The organism is Novosphingobium sp., assembly GCF_030696665.1.
GTDB lineage: Bacteria > Pseudomonadota > Alphaproteobacteria > Sphingomonadales > Sphingomonadaceae > Novosphingobium.
Genome location: NZ_JAUYRV010000028.1, coordinates 147,303 through 165,681, shown reverse-complemented (window position 1 = coordinate 165,681; position 18,379 = coordinate 147,303). Strand labels below are relative to the sequence as shown.

Below are 18,379 nucleotides of genomic sequence, written 5' to 3'. Positions count from 1 at the left end.
CCGATTTGTTCCGATCTGGACCAAGTTTACTGCCAACAAACCAGTTCCGGTCAAGTCACGCCATGCATAAGCTTTTTCAGAGGGATCGCTATGACGAGCAGCACAGCTCCGACACAGACCGATACCAGGCCAATCGTGGTGAACACCCCGACATACGTATCGAGGCTGACCTTGAGGTTGGTAACCTGCCCGCCGACCGTTTCGACGCTGGCAACCTGGGCCACCATCCCTGCAACATATTGCGCGACCGCAATGGACAGGAACCACACACCCATCATCATGCCCACGATGCGCGCCATTGACAGCTTGGTGATCATCGACAGGCCGACCGGCGAGATGCACAGCTCGGCCATCGAATGGATGAGATAAAGCCCGGCAAGCCACATCAGCCCGACCTTGAACTGCGCATCGGCGAACTGCGCGCCCCACACCAGCAGCAGGAACCCGCCGCCCACGCCCATCAGCGCGATAGCGAACTTGATCGGGATTGAAGGCTCAACCCCTCGCCGCGCCATTGCGTTCCACATCACACTGAACAGCGGGGCGAGCGTGACGATGAACAGCGCGTTGAAGATCTGCGTCTGGCCTGCAGGCATGACATAAACCGCATCGTTGCCAAAGCCGAGGCTGCGCGCATAGGCCATTCCGCCGAACCCTGCGAGCATGACCAGACCAAAGGCCATTGCCATCTTGCGCTTTGTTTCAGGCGCCTCGCCATTGCCGAAAAACCACGTCAGCGCCCAGCCAAGCCCGCCAAGAAGCAGGGCAAAGAACAGGTAATAGCTGGCAGGCGTTTCGCGGAACATGGCGAAGAGCGGGCGCGTCCAGCCCACTTCGAGCATGGTGTTGCGTTCGGCAAACAGGGTGAGCGACGATCCGGCCTGTTCGAACAGCGTCCAGAACACGGTGTTGAACACGATCAGCACCATCGCCGCCAGCATCATCTGGAATTCAACGCGGTTGCCTGCGGTCAGCGCCCAGATCAGGATGCCGGGAACTGCGATGAGGAAAGTGCCGAACATCATCTTGCCCATGATCGGCAGGCCAAGGAAGTATCCGACCAGTCCCTCGCCAGCAGCTGGTGGCACATAGGCCATCAGGTTGGTAAACAGGAAGAAGAACAGCGGGACGCAGACCACAGCCGCACCATAAATCAGCCAATCCTTGCGCGGATCGGCCCCGGCAGGACGTTCGCCATAGCCATCAAGGCGTCCGCCATCGAACTGGAACAGCACCCACGAAAAGGTCATGCCCAGCGCCGCAAGGCCGAAGCCCGCCCACCAGCCGACTGCTTCGGCAAGGATCGGGCAGAAGAACTGTGAAATCAGCGAGCCGAGATTGATGCCCATGTAAAAGATGGTGAAGCCTGAATCGCGGCGGCGGTCTCCATCGGCGTAGAGCGTACCGACGATGGTGGAGATGTTGGGTTTGAAAAAGCCGTTGCCGACGGTGACGAGCGAGAGGCCAATCAGCAGAATGCCGATGTGGAAGGGGGAGCGTTCGCCATCGGATTCAAAGCCGCCGGGCGCGACACGCTTTGTCTCGGTGCCATCGGCAGCCTTTAGCGAGACCGACTTGTCATCGTTGCCGACGATTTCGAGCCGCTGGCCGCCCATTTCCAGCGAGCGAACTTCCTTGGTCGCGCCTTCAGGGCCGGCAATTTCTGAAACAGCCACGTCATAACGCTGGCCTTCGATCACGGCATAAGGCTTCGCTGCCTCGCCGCCGAAGCAGAGCATGAAGTAGCCAATGGCCATCAGAATCGCGCCGAATTTGACGGAGCGCTTCGAGCCGAGATAGCGGTCTGCGAGGAGTCCGCCGATCAGCGGAGTAAGATAGACCAGTGCGGTAAAGCCGCCATAAATGCCTGTGCTGGTGGCATCGTTGAACAGGAAATGCTTGGCCAGATAGAGCGTCAGGATCGCCCGCATCCCGTAGTAGCCGAAGCGTTCCCACATCTCGGTGGTGAACAGGCGCTTGAGTTGCGCCGGATGGCCGAACCATTCGTCAGGCGCGGGGGCAGTTGCAGGTTGGGCGCCGTTGATCGGAGCGGTCGTCATGTTATCCTGAGCCATGCGAGCGGGCGGCCTCGTGGTTGTGGTTGTCGTGTCAATAATGCAAGTGCCGCGCCTCTCCCGCGCAGCAAAGGCACGCGCTTTAGTCGCACGTTCGGCAATGGCAAGAAACTATTTTCATTCGCAACCAGATTGGTCGCTCGCGCTCAGGGTGTGGATCACGCCTGACCGACGGGCCGTTGTGCGTCTGACTGTATTATGGCAGTGCATCACCAGTAGCCCAATCAAATCATGAACTAGGCAAATCATGAATCACGCCAACCGCCCGGTTTATCTGCGCCTGCGCGACGAGATTTGCGCGGCCATTCTGGATGGCCTTTACCCGGAAGGTGCGATGCTGCCATCGGTGCGCGCCTATGCCGCGCAGCAAGGCGCCAATCCGCTGACCGTGGCCAAAGCCTATCAGCAGTTTCAGGATGAGGGGCTGGTCAATGTGCAGCGCGGCATCGGCATGTTTGTGGCCCCCGGCGCGGTGACGGCGCTGCGCGCACGCGAGCGCGAAGCCTTCATTCGGGAGGAATGGCCAGAGATTGCGACGCGAATGCAGCGCCTTGGAATCACTCTTCGTGACGTAACGGAAAACACCTGAACCGGTCCATTTTCGGTCACGCGTGATACTATCAACAGATTGTAATGATCGTACTACCGTGGCAAGTGGAAGAAACGTGCCTGTAACGGGGGTTCGGGCGCGGGGATCGTCAATAACTGGGGGGCATTCCACGCGAATGCCAGGCGGAGGGAATATCATGATACGATCGGAGCTGCTGCAGGCGCTCACCAAAGAGAGTCCGGGGATGCGCAGCGAGGAAATCGAGCGCGTTGTCGATGTCTTCTTCGACGAGATCGCAAAGCGTCTCGCCGAAGGGGGACGCGTGGAACTGCGCGGCTTTGGCGCGTTTTCCACGCGGGAACGCGATGCCCGCAAGGGCCGCAACCCGCGCACCGGGGAAACGGTGGAAGTGCCGGGCAAGCGCGTGCCTTATTTCAAGGCAGGCAAGGAAATGCGGGTTCGGCTGAACGCGGACTGACGCATATTTATTGAAAAAACGGCAAAGGGCGCGGTAACGAAAGTTGCCGCGCCCTTTGCGCTGTGGCAGGCGCAAATCAACGCGGACGTGGCGGAATGGTAGACGCCAGGGACTTAAAATCCCTTGATCCTTGATCGTGCGGGTTCGAGTCCCGCCGTCCGCACCATATTGCAGTTGTGCGACTCGCGCCGCGCGCTTGTCGTAAATCCGTCCCGGAACCGTCGCAAAACGGTCAGGAACCATCCCTAGAGGCGACGCCAAGCAAAGCGTTTCCATGAGGGATACCAAGACCATGACCGAGATTTTTGAGCGATCGCGCCGCGCGATCCTGCTGTGCAGCGCTGCCCTTTGTCTGGCCACTCCTGCATACGCTGCCGATGAACAGGTTGCGCCCGATGCGGCTGCTGACATGGCAGACGATCAAACCCGCACGGCGCGCGAAATCGTGGTGCAGGGCACAATCGGTTTCCGCAATCACAGCGATCAGGCCGAACCGGTTCTGGTCTATGACGAGGAATACTTCCGCCGCTTCGAACCGCTGACCGCAGGCGATGCGCTGAAGCGCGTGCCTTCGGTGACGTTCCTTTCGGACGTGCTGGAATCTGACGGCGCACGCCTGCGCGGCCTCGATCCGGGTTACACCCAGATCCTGATCAACGGGGACCGCATTCCCGGATCGAACGTCGACCGCTCGTTCTTCCTTGATCGCGTTCCGGCCGAACTGATCAAGCAGGTCGAGATCGTGCGCTCCAACTCGGCGCGCCGTACTGGCGATGCGGTGGCGGGAACGCTCAACATCGTGCTGCGCGATGCGTTTTCGATGGACGGCGGCTATGTTCGCGGCGGTGCGCTGATCTTTGACGATGGCGAGATCAAGCCTTCGGGCGGCCTTTACTATGGCGGCAAGTTCGGTCCCGGCCGTCTGCTGGCGGGCGTGAACGTGCAGGGACGTTACAACCCCAAGAAGAAGACCAGCTTCCGTTATGGCGATTCGCCCGAGAACAACCCGAACTACGCCACCGACGACTTTGCCGACCGGGAAGATCAGGCCGATACCCGCAATGGCACCGACTATGCCGGCAACCTGAGCTGGGCCTATGACGACGGCGAGAACAAGTTCGAGATCGCGGGCAACTATGTGCGCACGGATCGCGACCAGATCGAGCGTTCGTCGGGCTATAACGATCCGACATCGACGACCGGTCCCATTCGCATCAACGCCAATGGCAACCTGACCTATGACAACTACAACCCGCTGTTCATCAAACAGGAAAGCTGGGCCGCAACTGCCAAGTTCATCAAGGAAACAGACCTTGGCAAGACCACGGCGCGCATCGGATTTGCCCGGTTTGACAACAAGGAAGAAGAGTTCGAGCACGAGATCGAGTTCGACCGCTCCACGCCGCGCTATACCGGCGACTACTCGCTGACCGATATCCGCGACGATGAACTTTCGATGCAGTTGGAGCAGACCTTCAAGCTGAGCGAAGGCCTTGAGCTTGCGCTGGGCGGCTTTGCCCAGAACAAGGACCGTGACACCGACATTTCGGACGTGCGCAACCGCTTCAACGTGCCGCGCGCTTCGCTGCTGACGTACAACCAGTTCACCAACAATCCTGACGCGTTTGCTATCGCGTTTCCGGCCACCACCAACACGCCGGGCGGCCTCAACACCATCGAGGAAGATCGCCGCGATCTTTATGCGCTGGTCGAAGGCAGCAATGGCGGGGTGAAGTATGAAGCCGGTGTTCGCTGGGAAAACACCACGGTCAACATCAACGACCTGACTGCCGCAACGCAGACCCGCGTGAAGTACAACTTCCTGCTGCCATCGGCATCGGTCAAGGTTCAGTTGGGTGACGGACGCCTGACAGCATCGGCTGCGCGCACCGTGCGTCGCCCGCGCTTCGACTATATCTCGCCTGCACTGCTGGAAGCCGAATTGGGTGACAACGATCTGCTCGGCAACACCAGCCTGCGCCCGGAAACAGCATGGGGTGGCGATCTTGGCTATGAATATCGCCTTGGCCAAACCGGAGTGATCGGGGTCAACGTGTTCTACCGCAAGGTGCAGGATCTGGTCGAGCTGACCAACACGCAGGTTGAGGGTTCTGAAGGACCGGGCACGTTCGTCTATCAGCCGCGCAACGTGGGTGATGGCGAAGTGTGGGGCGTGGAGTTCGATCTTTCGGCTGACCTTGGCGCGGTGGGGCTGCCAGACACCGGTGTGTTCGGCAACCTGTCGCTGATTGACAGCTCCATCGAAGACGAATTCGGCAGCCGCCGCTTCAACGGCCAGTCGAAGTTCGTCTACAACTTCGGCGTCATCCAGAACCTGCCAAGCGTTGGCGCTTCGTTCGGCGCAACCTATCGCAAGCAGGGTTCGGCCTATGACCGCACCGTGGGCGAAGAAGTGACCACGACGTACGGTGCCGACCTCGAAATCTTCGTCGAGAAGCGCATCGGCAAGAGCTTCACCATCCGCGCGGTGGGTTCAAACCTGCTCAACAGCAGCAAGGACGAAGTGTTCAACAAGTTTGCGACGACGGGTGACCAGATCGCGCGCGACTTTGATGAATACGAACTCGAATCCGAAGAAGCAGGGCCAGTGTTCCAGATCGTCGCACGGTACGCGTTCTGATGGGGCGGAACGCTATCGTAAAGCCAGGGCCGGGGGCGTTGCTCTCGGCTTTGGCCGTTTCGCTTTGCGCGGGCCTGCTGGGCGGTTGCGCCGGGATGCAGGCTGCTCCGCGCCCCTCCTATCCAGCCGTCGATGTTCAGGCCACGGGTGAAACCGCACCGGTGGGCACGGGCAAGGCTGATGCGGCGGACGATCCGGCGATCTGGCGCAATGCGGCCAATCCTGCGGCCAGCCTGATCCTGGGGACGGACAAGAAGGCCGGGCTTTACGTCTATGGGCTGGACGGCAAAGTGCGCGATTTTGTGGCCGCAGGGCTGCTCAACAATGTGGACCTGCGCGAAGTTGCGCCGGGGCGCATTCTGGTGGGTGCCAGTGACCGGACCGATGGCGCAGTGCCCAAGATCGCGCTGTTCACGCTGGATGGCGCAAGTGGCAAACTGACCGCTCTGGGCGCGCAGGCCTTCATGGCGGCGGGGCGCGCGCCGGTGCAGGCCTATGGTTTCTGCATGGGCAAGGCGCTGGGTGCTGGAGAGCTGGCGCGGGCCTATGTCGTGCTCAAGGACGGCGAAGTGGCTGAAAGCCGCCTGATCGATGCTGGCGAAACGATCCGTGCGGAATATGTGCGTTCGGTGAAGTTTGCCACGCAATCCGAAGGCTGCGTGGTGGATGACCGGACAGGCATTCTCTACGTTGCCGAGGAAGACGTCGGCATCTGGAAGGTGGATCTGAAGCCAGCGTCGCTGAGCGCACAAGCCTTTGCGATGGTCGGGCCGGACAAGGGCCTGGTCGATGACGTGGAAGGCCTTGCGCTGGCCCCTGCGGGCGAAGACGGCGGGTTCCTCGTTGCATCGAGCCAAGGCGACAACGCCTATGTCCTGTTCGATCTGGCCACGGCTGCCCCAAGGGGACGGTTCCGCATTGCCGCTGGACGCTTTGGGGCGACCAGCGACACCGATGGGATCGAACTGGCGCTGGGGGATTTCGGTCCCGCATTTCCCGGCGGGCTATTCGTAGCGCAGGACGGCGACAATGCACCGGCAGCACAGAACTTCAAGTTGCTCGGCTGGGATGAAATTGTCCAAGCATTACAAAGATGAATGACATTAAAATCAGCGACAATGTGCGCTAGGTAACTTCACGGTAGGACTTTGTAGCCTAAGCTTGTCCTGTCCGGGACTTGCGCGAGTCCCGGAAGCGGGGACCAATGCGCAAGGGGACAGGGCTTGGCCCAGCCAGAAGACCAGATACCGCAAGCCGCAAATAGCGGTGAAGACAAACGGGGAGCGGAACAGCGCGCCGCCCCCCGCTTCATGCTGTTGATCAGGGCTGCCAAGCTGATTGCTGACGATTCACGCGAATTTCTCTGCGTTATTCGCGATGCTTCATCCACCGGCCTTAAAATCCGCCTGTTTAATCCGCTGCCACCCCATCGCACGCTGGCCGTGGAGATGAGCAATGGTGACCGTTATCCCGTAGAACTGGTGTGGAAAGAAGGCGAGTTCGCCGGCTTCCGTTTTGGCGCCGATGTTGATGTGCAGCGTCTGCTTGACGAAAGCCACGGAGCCTTCCCCAAGCGTCAGGTGCGATTGCGCATCCTTCTTGACGGGATTCTGCATTCAGGTGGCGAGGCACTGCGCGTGGCTTTCCGGGACATCTCGCAGCAAGGCGCGCAGATCGAGAGCGACAAGTGGCTCTTGATGAACGAACTGGTGCGGATCGAGACGGATGTCATGCCGCCGCTTTATGCCAAAGTGCGCTGGCGCAGCCACCCGCGCTATGGCCTGCTGTTTGAACAGACGTTCAAGCTGGACGAACTGGCACGTATCGCTGCACCACTGCAGACCGGTGAGCATGAACACGACGCGCGCAACCATCCGGAGCGCTTTCGGCGTCCTTGATCCGTGTGACGCCTATGGGCAGGCAAACTTTCGCCAAACCCGCGCCCATCGTTAACCATCCTTTATCCATTTTCCTTCACCTCTGACCCCAGCGAAGAGCGCTTTAGACGGGGGTTTTAATGGTTAACGGGACGATTCGTGCCACGGGTGCGACTTCAGCGAACCAGAGCCGCAAGGTTGACGTTGCAATCATCGGCGCAGGGCCAGCCGGCCTTACCGCCGGATACCTCCTGACGAAGCGCGGCTTCTCGGTGGCAATCATCGAGAAGGACCACACTTACGTCGGCGGGATCAGCCGCACGGTGGAGCACGAAGGCTACCGCTTCGACATCGGCGGACACCGCTTTTTCTCGAAATCGCAGCAGGTGGTCGATCTGTGGAACGAGATCCTGCCGGACGATTTCATCCAGCGCCCGCGCATGAGCCGCATCTACTATGAGGGCAAGTTCTACTCCTATCCACTGCGTGCGTTCGAAGCGCTGTGGAACCTCGGGCTGGTGCGCTCAACCTTGTGCATGGCAAGCTTTGCCAAGGCCAAGGCATTCCCGAACCGCACGGTGAAGAGCTTCGAGGACTGGACGATCAACCAGTTCGGCAGCAAGCTCTATTCGATCTTCTTCAAGACCTATACCGAGAAGGTGTGGGGCATGCCCTGTGACGAGATGAGCGCAGACTGGGCGGCGCAGCGCATCAAGGGGCTTTCGCTCTGGGGCGCTGTCACTGATGGCCTCAAGCGCAGCCTTGGGCTGAACAAGCGCCCGAATGACGGGATGCAGACCAAGACCCTGCTCGAAACCTTCCGCTACCCGCGCCTCGGCCCGGGCATGATGTGGGATGCTGCACGCGACAAGATTCTGGCCACCGGCAACGGCGAAGTGCTGATGGGCCATTCCTTCAAGCAACTGGCGGCTGATGGGCAGGGCGGCTGGCGCCTGTCTGCCACCGGCCCGGATGGCGATGTGATGATTGAGGCTGGCCACGCCATCAGTTCTGCGCCGATGCGCGAACTGGGCGCGCGCCTGCACCCGCTACCGGCAACCTCGCTGGAGGGCAGCCGCTTGCGCTATCGTGATTTTCTGACCGTGGCGCTGAAAATCCGGTCGGAAGAACTGTTCCCCGACAACTGGATCTACATTCACGACAGCAAGGTGAAGGTGGGCCGCATCCAGAACTTCCGTTCATGGTCGCCCGAAATGGTGCCCGATGACAGCGTGGCCTGCGTGGGGCTGGAATACTTCTGCTTCGAAGGCGACGATCTGTGGGATTCGACCGACGATGATCTGATTGCGCTGGCGACCAAAGAAATGGCGATCCTCGGCCTTGTCAGCCCGGACAAGGTGATTGGCGGCGTGGTGGTGCGTCAGGAAAAGGCCTATCCGGTTTACGACGACGAATATGCCGCCAACGTGGCCGCAATGCGCACCGAACTGGAAGCTGCACACCCGACGCTGCACCTTGTGGGCCGCAACGGCATGCACCGCTACAACAACCAGGATCACGCGATGATGACCGCGATGCTGACGGTGGAAAACATCGCGGCGGGTGCGCGGGTCTATGACACGTGGTGCGTCAACGAGGACGCAGAGTACCACGAAGCGGGTGATGAGGGTGCGCAGAACGCGATCCCCGCACGCGCAACGCTGAGCGAGGATCAGGCTGCAGCGCTGGCTTCGGTGCGCGCAGTGCCCGAGCGGATCGCGCCTGAAAAGCCCGCAAAGGCTGCCTGACGGTAATACTGGTGTCCGAATTGAACGGGATGATCCTGCCGATGATCGACCGCCTGCGCCGCATCACACTTCTGCGCTACCTGCTTGCCAGCGTGGGGGCGCTGGCAGTGGACATGGGTTCGTTCCTTGCGCTGCTGGCGCTGGGGACGATCCCGGTGGCGGCATCGGCTGCGGGCTATTCGCTGGGCATCGTGGCGCATTGGCTGCTGTCCAGCCGCACTGTGTTCACCGACGAGGTCGCTTCGGAGCGTGGTGCGCGCAACCGGCAGAAGGCCTTGTTCGTGGGGTCTGCACTGGTCGGCCTTGGGCTGACCACGCTGATCGTGGCGGCCGGAACGATGATTGGCGTGGATTCGCGTCTTGCCAAGATCGCCGCCATCGGCGCGAGCTTCACTGCCACATGGCTGCTGCGCAAACGGGTGGTGTTTCAGTGAGCCGCAACCGATGAGGGGGGCTGTCGACAGTCCCTCGTCAGGAAGTTCCGGCACGTCCACCCCGTGGGCTGCTGTGCTGGCCGTTTGGCTGCTGGGTGCCGCGCTGATGCTGTTCGCGGGTTGGGGTGCATTCTCACCCACGCATTTCCTTGATGGCGATGATGCGCTGCGATTGCAGCAAGTGCGCGATCTGTTGGCAGGGCAAGGTTGGTTTGACCTTACCCAAAATCGCATCGCCCCGCCCGACGGCGTGCCCATGCACTGGACACGCATTGTTGACCTGCCAATTGCGACGGTGATCGTGCTGCTGCGTCCGCTGCTCGGCATGGCGCAGGCCGAAGTGGTTGCCATCGTGCTGGTGCCACTGCTGACGTTGCTGGCGGCAATGGCGCTGACGGCGCGGCTGGCAGCACGGCAATTCGGCGCAAAGGCGGGCGCGATTGCGGCACTGCTGGTGCTGACCGCAGTACCCGCATCTTTCAGAATGATGCCGCTGCGCATCGATCATCATGGCTGGCAATATGTGCTGGCGTTGGTGGCGCTCAACGGCATGGCCTCACGCTCTGTCAGGGGTGGCGGCGCGGTGGCAGGGTTGGCGCTGGCGCTTTCACTCGCGATCTCCCTCGAATCGCTGCCGCTGGCGGTGATCTTCGCAGGCGTCTGCGCGCTGCGCTTGCTGCGCGGCGATGACCGCTGGCTGGTGAGCTACATGGCAAGCCTTGCACTGGGCGGGGCGGGACTGTTCCTGCTGACGCGCGGCCTGGGCGATCTTGCCGACTATTGCGATGCTCTGTCACCGGTACATGTGGCGGTCCTGCTGTGGGTTGCGGGCGTGTGCGCGCTGGCATTGCCCCGGCTGCGCACGCGGCCTCCGGCGCTGGGCATGGCCGTGTTGGGGATTGCCGGGCTGGGTGCCGTTGCAATCATGGGCCTGCGCGCACCACAATGCCTTTCTGCCGATGCCTTTGGCGCGCTCGATCCGCTGGTAAAGACGGTATGGCTGCAGTCAGTGGTGGAAGGACTGCCCTTCTGGCGGCAGGGCTTGGTGCTGGGCGCAACAATGGTTCTGCTGCCCGCGCTTGGCCTTCTGGCCTGCTGGCGGCTGTGGTGCATGGCGCAAAACCGGCAGGCACGCGATTTCTGGGTGGACACAGCGCTGCTGCTGGCCGGGGCGACCTTGGTCGGCCTGCTGGTGGCTCGCGCTTCGGCGGTGGCGTGCCTGTTCGCTGCGGTTCCGGCTGCTTGGCAAATCGAAGAGCAGATCGCGCGCTGGTCTGCCGACCGGCTGCTGCTGCGCCGCCTTGCGCGCGTGCTGCTGATCGTGGCGCTGTTCGTGCCTGGGGCGCTGGTCGGCATGGCTGCTTCGGCGATCAATCCGCCCAAGCCACCCTCCGGAAAATTGATCCAGACATGCGATTTCGCCGCGCTTGCCCCGCAGATTGCGGCCATGCCGCGCGCAACCATCCTGTCCGGGCTGGACATCGGGCCGACCCTGCTGGTCACCAGCAATCACACCGTGATCGCCACTGCGCACCACCGAGCCAGCGCCGCGATGCGCGATCTGATCGTCGCGTTCCTCGGCCCCGATCACGGCGCGCGCAAGATCATGGCGCAGCGCGGGGCGACGCTGGTGGTGGTGTGCCCAAGTGGTGGAGAGTCCCGCGTCTATCGCAAACTCGCGCCCAATGGGTTCATGGCGCACCTTGTAAAGGGCCGCGCCCCGGACTGGCTGGAGCCGGTGCCAGTCGATCCGCAATCCGGGGTCAAGGTCTGGCGCGTGCGCTGAAGCGCCGTCATCCCGCTGCAGTTGCCACGTCAAACGCAACCGACATCCGCTCACCCGAACCGAAGCGCCGCGTGCCGTGGTAGAACGTGCTGGGGAACAGCACCGCGCTGCCTGTCACCGGGATGATCGTAGCGAGCGGCGGCAGATCCAGCCCAAGATCGGGCGGCGAGCGGCCAAGTTCCAGGCACCCTGCATCCCCAACCCCTGCGTCGGACGGAACCACCAGATGCACGGCGGATGACACAATGCCTTGCGGGTGGACATGCTCGGTATGGCGGCCCGCGCCTGTCATGCGGATCGACCAGCTTCCGCGCATGAACCACGGCTGGTCGCGATGGCGCAGCAGGGGGTGGGTGTCGTCAGCAGGCGGCAGGCCACCGCGGAAATCGGCAATCATATCCTTGATGGCCGCGCGCAGGGTGCGCAGCTCCGGCTCCATGCGATCAAACAGGCCGCCCCATGTCTGGCTGCCGCTGCGCACGGACTGGCCGACCGGCGGCAGCGAATTGGCGTGAAGATCGCGCAAAAGGGTGACCAGATCGGCCAGAAACGCGGGCGACAGGCCAAGCCGACGCTGCGCATAAAGGCCGGGCTGGCCGTGCAGCCATTGCGCGCGCGGATCGTCCAGCATCCGCCACGCCAGATCGCGCAAGGCCCATGCTGCGATCGTATCGGGCCGTTCGGCGATGACTTCGGCTAAGAGCACTTCGGCCCGGTGGGGCGCGCGCTGGCGGAGGCGGTGGCGGGCTTCCTGAAGCTTGCGTTCCGGCGTCTGCACGACGAGCGCGGCAAAGATCTGCTCGGCCCGGGCAAGATCGCCAGCAGCGCCCGCATGTTCAGCCTCGGCCAATGCCAGCGCAACATTGCCGGGCTGCGCGGCGACAGCGCGACCGACGACGGCGGCGGCATCGGCGTGACGGTCTGTCCCCGAAAGTGCGTTTGCCCATGCCAAGGCAATGGCGGGATCATGCGGCGCTGCGGCGGCAGCCTGCGCAAAGTGATCGCAAAAACGGTCCGCCTCGCCTGCACCCCAGCGCAACTGGGCAAGGAAGGAGAGGCCGTCGGTCCACGCGGGCAACTGCCTGATCAGCGTTTCGGCAAGATCGCGCGCTTCGGCCAGCCTGCCCGAACAGGCCAGTGCCTGCGCATAACCGAGGAAGGCGGTAGCATCGGCGCGATTGTGCGGCAGGGCCGCTTCGAAACGGGCGCACATATCGCCCTCGCCACGCTCAAGCGCCACGCGTGCGCGTCCGTGCAGGCCGCGTGGATGCGCCGCCTCAATCCGAAGCAGCGCGTCATAGGCGCGGGCAGCCTCGTCAAGTTGGCCCAGTTCGCGCGCCGTCGCCGCGCGGACGGCCCAGTAGCGCGGAACCTTGGCGAGGGACTTTTCCTGCCCGGCCAGCAGCTCCAGCGCCTGCGCCGCCCGGCCAAGGCGTGAGAGCGAGATTGCGCTGTTGCACATGGCTTCAGCATGGTTCGGATCGGCAGCCAGCGCAGCCTCAAACCGGGCCAGCGCTTCGGCGTGACGGTCTTGGCTGGCCAGAAAGCTGCCAGCGCTATTGAGCAACTGCGCGTTGCCGGGAAAAGCAGCGATGGCTTGCGCAAAGATCGCCTCGGCCCCCGCCAGATCGCCCGCCGCCTTTGCCGCCATTGCACGATCACGCCATTGCTGCGCAGTCAGGCTCACCGGTCCCGCAGCCAGCCTGTTATCGCATAACGTGCGCGCTGGGCGAACGGCGGCACATAGGTCACCTGATGCAATTGCGGCACCCGCAACAGGTTGAGCGTGTTGAAGCGGGGCTTCCAGCCGCAGATCACGTCACCGTCCTCATCAAGGAAATTGAGGTAGCCGCCCCAATCCGGCTGCCAGTCCGCTGATGTCAGATTGAGGACATAGGCAACGCGCCAGCCCTCCGTGACGTGGCTGTCGTTGTGGACCGAAAGGAAATCTCCCGGCCCGTAAAGCGTCGCTTGCGCATCGGCCTTCGCCAGTTCGGGAATACCGGTCACTTCGCGGACCAGTTCAAGGAATGGTGTATCGTTAAGATGTTCCAGCGCCAGATCGTGTGGCCCTGAGGGTGCCCCTGCCTGCAAATAGGCATCCAAAATGGCGTATTGGGTAAAGCGCACCGCATATTCGCCCTTGGCGGCGGAACGGTGGATCGTTTCGATCAGTTCGCGCTGCCTGGGCGGTGGCATGGCGGCAATCTGGCGCGCATCGAGCCGCTGCGGTCCAGTAGAGCCAGCCTGCCAAGCGATGCCCCACGGCGTTTGCCGGGCGATGATGTCTTGAAGGTTTGCAGCGGACTGCGGCGTCAGCAGGTTGCGAATCTGTACACGGCCATCGCGGGCAAACCGCCGTGCGGCCGCAGCGCGATCGATCCCGGAATCAAGGTCGAAAATCCGGATCATCCGTAACAGGGCCTCATGATGGCGACGATGCTAGTCCGGTGTGGCAATGGAAGTCAATTCTGCACTAAATCGGGCGCAGTGTGGTTGCAGATGAAATTGACCCACACGTGGCAAGATTTGAGAAGATGCACCGCGCCTGAACGCAAGATTGTGGCCAAAATACCCGCTTGTGCGCCCCGAATGCTGTCAATCCGGTAATTTGTACGGATTCGAGGGGTGTTGCGCAGTTGCAACAACCCGTTGGCTTAGGCGGTACGCTATGTTGCATTAGCTTTACAGCATTCCCGCAGTGTGGCGAAAGAGCCGTTAGTTTGCGGGCGCTCGGTTGTTGCAGGCGAAACTTTTCGCCAGGGACCACGCCGTTGCAATCTACAAGACAGGGTTGGGCTGGCGCATCCACAGGTGCGCTGTCAGACTTAACAGGAGGACTGATTAGTGATTCAATCTAGCATGCTCAAGCGCGCGGCGCTGAAGCGCTCGACGGCGATTGCCGCCGTCACTCTCGCGCTGGTATCGCCAGTCGCGTTTGCTCAGGAAGCCCAGGCCGAAGGTGAAGAGCCGGCACAGGCTATCGTCGTCACCGGTTCGCGTATCGCACGCAGCGACGTCACCAGCGTTGCTCCGGTTTCGATCGTCGGTGCTGAAGAATTCCGCCTGACCGGTACGGTCAACGCTGAACAGGTCCTCAACGCCCTGCCACAGGTCATTCCCGGCACCACCTCGTTCTCGAACAACCCCGGTGGCGGCGTCGCCACGCTCGACCTTCGCGGTCTGGGCGCGCAGCGCACGATGGTGCTGGTCAACGGCCGTCGCTACATGTTCTACGGCACCGACCAGACCGTCGATCTCAACACCATCCCGACCTTCCTGCTGAAGAACGTCGAAGTCGTGACCGGTGGCGGTTCGGCCGTGTACGGTTCGGACGCGCTGGCTGGCGTCGTCAACTTCCAGCTGCGCGACAATCTGCAGGGCCTCGAAGTGGGCGTGCAGCAGAGCCTGACCGGCCAGGGTGACGGTCGTCGCTTCAACGCCAACATCGCAATGGGCACTGAATTTGCTGACAATCGCGGCAATGTCACGGTTTACGGTGAATACAACAAGCGCGGCAGCGTGTTCGCATCGGCGCGTGACTTCTCGCGCACTGCTCTGGGCGACGGTGCAACCAGCCTCGTTCCGCTGGGTTCTGCAGGCGTACCGCAGGGCCGTCTCGTGGCCACGCCGAGCCTCGCCATCGGTATCGGTTCGAGCTGCACCGCCGGTTCGGAAGTGAACTGCTTCCCGATCGCTGCTGGCACCAACTATCCCGGTCTCGGCGCATTCTTTTCCACGCCGGGCACCAGCCGGCCCTATGCTGGCTCGGACAGCTATAACTTCGCGCCCGTCAACTACCTGATGGTCCCGCAGGAGCGCTGGCTGCTTGGTGGCTATGGCGACTACGAAATCAACGCCAACGCCAAGGCTTACTTCGAATTCTCCTACGTCAACAACCGCGTCGAGAATGAACTGGCCGCAACTCCGATCACCCAGAACGTCGACTTCCAGCTGAGCCGCATTCAGGGTCTGGTTTCGGCAAGCGACTTTGCTCAGCTGACTCAGATTGCTGCCAACCAGCAGATTGCAATTGCTGCTGCCGCTACCCCTGGTTGTGCCGCAGTGACCGCAACCAACCCCACAGGCGTTTGCACCAACCCATTTGGCGCATTCAGGGCTGGCACCAGCGACTTTGGTGCGCTTCAGCCGGGTTCTGCGCGTATCCAGGTGAACACCCGCACCACCGGCATCTCGTCGCGTAATGCTTCGGATGATCGCAGTGCATTCCGCGCTCTGGGCGGTCTGCGTGGCGATATCACCGACTCGATCCGCTACGATGCGTACTACATGTACTCGCGCACCCGGAACTCGCAGATCCAGGAAGGCAACGTCTCGCGCAGCGCCTTCACGCGTCTGGCTGGCAACGGCACCTGCAACGTGTTCGGCTTTGAACAGCTGAGCGACTCGTGCCTCAACTCGATCGCAATTCTGGCACAGAACACTGTGATCTCGGAACTGCAGGTTGCACAGGCAAGCATCACTGGTGATCTGTTCAAGCTCGGTACGTCGAACGAACCGATCCGCTTCGCAGTTGGCACCGAATGGCGTCAGATGGGCAGCGAGTTCATCCCTGATACTGCGCTTTCCTCAGGTGACGTTGTTGGCTTCAACGCCGGTCAGCCCACCGAAGGCAGCTACACCGCGACCGAATTCTTCGGTGAACTTTCGGTGCCGCTGATCCAGGACGGCTTCATCCACCGTCTGGAAATTGATGGTGCAGTGCGCTACTCCGACTACTCGCTTGAAGCCGTTGGCGGCGTTTGGGCCTATTCGGCCGGCGTCCGCTTCGCACCGGTTCGTGACATCACGTTCCGTGGCCAGTACCAGCGCGCCATCCGTGCACCTAACGTGGGTGAACTGTTCGGTGGCCAGTCGGTCGGCTTCCCGGCGGCAACCGATCCGTGCTCGCTTGCATCGTCGGCCAGCAATGCGACCATTCGCGATCTCTGCATCGCAACGGGCGTACCAGGTTCGTCGGTCGGGACCGGTCTGGCGCTTCAGCCCAACGCCCAGATTCAGGGTGCCTTTGGTGGCAACCCGAACCTGAGCGAAGAAGTTTCGGATACCTGGACGGCCGGTGTCGTCATTCAGCCGAGCTTCGTTCGCGGTCTGACGCTGCAGGTCGATTTCTATGACATCAGCATCGACAAGTCGATCTCGACTGCCGGTGGTGGCGTCAACAACATCCTCAACCTGTGCTACAACGTCATCCAGAATGCCAACAGCGCCATTTGCGGCCTTATCAGCCGCGATAGCCAAGGTATCATCTCTGGACCTCCGTTCGTGGTCAGCGCCAACAATGCAAACCTGGCGTCGTTGGAGACACGCGGTGTCGACTTCCAGCTCGACTATGCCACCCGCATGGGCTTTGGCATGTTCGGCGAAGAATCGCGCCTCGCCTTCAACTTCCTGGCGACCTACACCGACAAGTACACGTTTACTCCGCTGGTTGATCTGCCGGAAGACAACGTGCAGTGCGCTGGCAAGTTCGGCCTGAACTGCGGCGACCCAATTCCGAAGTTCAAGGCCAATAGCCGTCTGAGCTGGATCGACGGCCCGCTGACCACGTCGGTACGCTGGCGTCATGTTGGTGCAACCGATGACGATGATGATGCAACGGACTTCATCGTTGATCGCATCGGTGCATACAACGTCTTCGATCTCAGCTTGTCGGCTGAAGTCACCGAAGGCGCCACCATCAACATGGGCGTGAACAACCTGTTCAACAAGGCACCGCCGGTTATCGGTTCCAACGCACAGCAGGCCAACACCTACCCGAGCACTTTCGACGTGCTTGGTCGCGACTTCTTCATCTCGGCTCAGTTCCGCTTCTGATCCGTTACGAAGACCAAATAAGGAGGGGCGCCGAACCAAGGTTCGGCGCCCCTTTTTGCGTCTGGACGGATGTTGTTGCGGCGAAGCCGCGTCGTGATGCGAAGGTTCAGATGGCCGGGTTGAGCAAGAGCAGCGGGTCAAGGCGACTCCCGCCCCACTTGATCGACCAGTGCAGATGCGGCCCGGTAGCACGGCCCGTAGCGCCGATACGACCGATGGGATCGCCCTGCTTGACGAAGTCGCCTTCCTTCACCAGCAGCGCGGAACTGTGCAGGAACGCGCTGTTCAGCCCCATGCCGTGATCGAGCATCAGCAGGTGGCCTTCGAGGCTGAATGCCTTGTCCGCCGCTGCAAGGATCACCACGCCATCGGCAGGCGCAACATAGGTCGTTCCCGCCCCACCTGCGATATCGAGGCCCGAATGGTAGGCGGCAGGCTCACCCTTATAGATGCGCTGCGATCCGAAACGGCCCGACAGGCGGCCGGGGGCAGGGCGCACGAAGTTCTGCCGCCACCCTTGCGCGCCGCTATCGTGGCTGCGAGCAGCGCCGATGCGCGCCAGTTCGGATTTGCGCAGGCGCATATAGGCTTCGTCGGTCACGCCGCCGGGTTTGCGCGCGACATTGATGTGTTCGATGTTCCATGCGCGCGGCGCGATGGTCAGCGTTTCGGCAACCGGTTTGCCATTGGCGAAAGTGGCAACAAGTTGCGCCGAAGCACCCGCGTCACGATCAAATGCGATCAGGAACGCGCCATCCGGGGCGAACGGCACCGCCTTGCCATCGAGCGCCAGCGCGGATGCGCCGGGTGCAAGCCGCCCGCGCAGCCAGCCGCCTTGCGTCATCCGGCCACCGGGTTCGAGCGTAATCGGGCGGGCTGGAGTATTGCCGAGCGACAATCCCGCCAACAGCGACGCGGACACGGCAATGAATTGGCGGCGGGGGAGGATCAT

Annotated in this window: 13 protein-coding genes and 1 tRNA gene; 10 read left to right on the top strand and 4 right to left on the bottom strand. The window is 61.9% G+C overall.

Annotated features, from left to right (window positions below; genetic code table 11):
* Nucleotides 1–50: 50 nt before the first annotated feature.
* Nucleotides 51–2,075, bottom strand: a complete 2,025-nt coding sequence (locus tag Q8R81_RS07420) for a peptide MFS transporter (RefSeq protein WP_371135327.1) — start codon at nucleotides 2,073–2,075, stop codon at nucleotides 51–53.
* Nucleotides 2,076–2,322: 247 nt separating this feature from the next.
* Here Q8R81_RS07420 and Q8R81_RS07415 point away from each other — a divergent pair, with 247 nt between their 5' ends.
* The 9 genes from Q8R81_RS07415 to Q8R81_RS07375 all read left to right on the top strand — a co-directional run bounded on the left by Q8R81_RS07415 (nucleotide 2,323) and on the right by Q8R81_RS07375 (nucleotide 11,589).
* Nucleotides 2,323–2,664: a GntR family transcriptional regulator gene (locus Q8R81_RS07415; RefSeq protein WP_305616785.1), complete on the top strand. Its 342-nt coding sequence runs from the start codon at nucleotides 2,323–2,325 to the stop codon at nucleotides 2,662–2,664.
* 157 nt (nucleotides 2,665–2,821) lie between these two features.
* Nucleotides 2,822–3,103 (top strand): integration host factor subunit beta, encoded by a 282-nt coding sequence (locus Q8R81_RS07410; protein WP_305616784.1) that lies wholly within the window; start codon nucleotides 2,822–2,824, stop codon nucleotides 3,101–3,103.
* An 81-nt stretch (nucleotides 3,104–3,184) separates the two neighbouring features.
* Nucleotides 3,185–3,269 (top strand) — tRNA-Leu (locus tag Q8R81_RS07405).
* A gap of 126 nt (nucleotides 3,270–3,395) precedes the next feature.
* A complete protein-coding gene (locus tag Q8R81_RS07400) occupies nucleotides 3,396–5,744 on the top strand; it encodes a TonB-dependent siderophore receptor (protein WP_305616783.1) in 2,349 nt (782 codons plus the stop codon).
* Nucleotides 5,744–6,841, top strand: a complete 1,098-nt coding sequence (locus Q8R81_RS07395; protein ID WP_305616782.1) for a phytase — start codon at nucleotides 5,744–5,746, stop codon at nucleotides 6,839–6,841. Before Q8R81_RS07400 ends, Q8R81_RS07395 begins: the two co-directional genes overlap by 1 nt.
* A 126-nt stretch (nucleotides 6,842–6,967) precedes the next feature.
* Nucleotides 6,968–7,642, top strand: coding sequence for a PilZ domain-containing protein (locus tag Q8R81_RS07390; protein WP_305616781.1), 675 nt, complete (start codon nucleotides 6,968–6,970; stop codon nucleotides 7,640–7,642).
* 119 nt (nucleotides 7,643–7,761) lie between these two features.
* Nucleotides 7,762–9,369: an NAD(P)/FAD-dependent oxidoreductase gene (locus Q8R81_RS07385; protein WP_305616780.1), complete on the top strand. Its 1,608-nt coding sequence runs from the start codon at nucleotides 7,762–7,764 to the stop codon at nucleotides 9,367–9,369.
* An 11-nt stretch (nucleotides 9,370–9,380) separates the two neighbouring features.
* Nucleotides 9,381–9,803: a GtrA family protein gene (locus Q8R81_RS07380; RefSeq protein ID WP_371135326.1), complete on the top strand. Its 423-nt coding sequence runs from the start codon at nucleotides 9,381–9,383 to the stop codon at nucleotides 9,801–9,803.
* A 10-nt stretch (nucleotides 9,804–9,813) separates the two neighbouring features.
* Nucleotides 9,814–11,589, top strand: coding sequence for a hypothetical protein (locus tag Q8R81_RS07375; protein WP_305616779.1), 1,776 nt, complete (start codon nucleotides 9,814–9,816; stop codon nucleotides 11,587–11,589).
* A gap of 7 nt (nucleotides 11,590–11,596) precedes the next feature.
* Here Q8R81_RS07375 and Q8R81_RS07370 read toward each other — a convergent pair whose 3' ends face one another.
* Both Q8R81_RS07370 and Q8R81_RS07365 read right to left on the bottom strand, forming a co-directional pair.
* Nucleotides 11,597–13,276: a tetratricopeptide repeat protein gene (locus Q8R81_RS07370; protein ID WP_305616778.1), complete on the bottom strand. Its 1,680-nt coding sequence runs from the start codon at nucleotides 13,274–13,276 to the stop codon at nucleotides 11,597–11,599.
* Entirely contained in the window at nucleotides 13,273–14,001 is a 729-nt protein-coding gene (locus tag Q8R81_RS07365; RefSeq protein ID WP_305616777.1) for a 2OG-Fe(II) oxygenase family protein, read from the bottom strand. The genes Q8R81_RS07370 and Q8R81_RS07365 overlap by 4 nt, the downstream gene beginning before the upstream one ends.
* 435 nt (nucleotides 14,002–14,436) lie before the next feature.
* Here Q8R81_RS07365 and Q8R81_RS07360 point away from each other — a divergent pair, with 435 nt between their 5' ends.
* Complete coding sequence (locus tag Q8R81_RS07360) at nucleotides 14,437–17,427, top strand: TonB-dependent receptor domain-containing protein (protein WP_305616776.1); 2,991 nt, start codon at nucleotides 14,437–14,439, stop codon at nucleotides 17,425–17,427.
* A 106-nt stretch (nucleotides 17,428–17,533) separates the two neighbouring features.
* On the opposite strand, the gene Q8R81_RS07355 is transcribed toward Q8R81_RS07360, so the two are convergent.
* A complete protein-coding gene (locus Q8R81_RS07355; RefSeq protein WP_305616775.1) occupies nucleotides 17,534–18,379 on the bottom strand; it encodes a M23 family metallopeptidase in 846 nt (281 codons plus the stop codon).

Coding starts and splice junctions, on each gene's coding strand:
- Q8R81_RS07410 (WP_305616784.1), top strand. CDS start 2,822: ATGATACGATCGGAGCTGCTGCAGGCGCTCACCAAAGAGAGTCCGGGG.
- Q8R81_RS07395 (WP_305616782.1), top strand. CDS start 5,744: ATGGGGCGGAACGCTATCGTAAAGCCAGGGCCGGGGGCGTTGCTCTCG.
- Q8R81_RS07365 (WP_305616777.1), bottom strand. CDS start 14,001: ATGATCCGGATTTTCGACCTTGATTCCGGGATCGATCGCGCTGCGGCC.
- Q8R81_RS07400 (WP_305616783.1), top strand. CDS start 3,396: ATGACCGAGATTTTTGAGCGATCGCGCCGCGCGATCCTGCTGTGCAGC.
- Q8R81_RS07415 (WP_305616785.1), top strand. CDS start 2,323: ATGAATCACGCCAACCGCCCGGTTTATCTGCGCCTGCGCGACGAGATT.
- Q8R81_RS07355 (WP_305616775.1), bottom strand. CDS start 18,379: ATGATCCTCCCCCGCCGCCAATTCATTGCCGTGTCCGCGTCGCTGTTG.
- Q8R81_RS07420 (WP_371135327.1), bottom strand. CDS start 2,075: ATGGCTCAGGATAACATGACGACCGCTCCGATCAACGGCGCCCAACCT.
- Q8R81_RS07375 (WP_305616779.1), top strand. CDS start 9,814: ATGAGGGGGGCTGTCGACAGTCCCTCGTCAGGAAGTTCCGGCACGTCC.
- Q8R81_RS07385 (WP_305616780.1), top strand. CDS start 7,762: ATGGTTAACGGGACGATTCGTGCCACGGGTGCGACTTCAGCGAACCAG.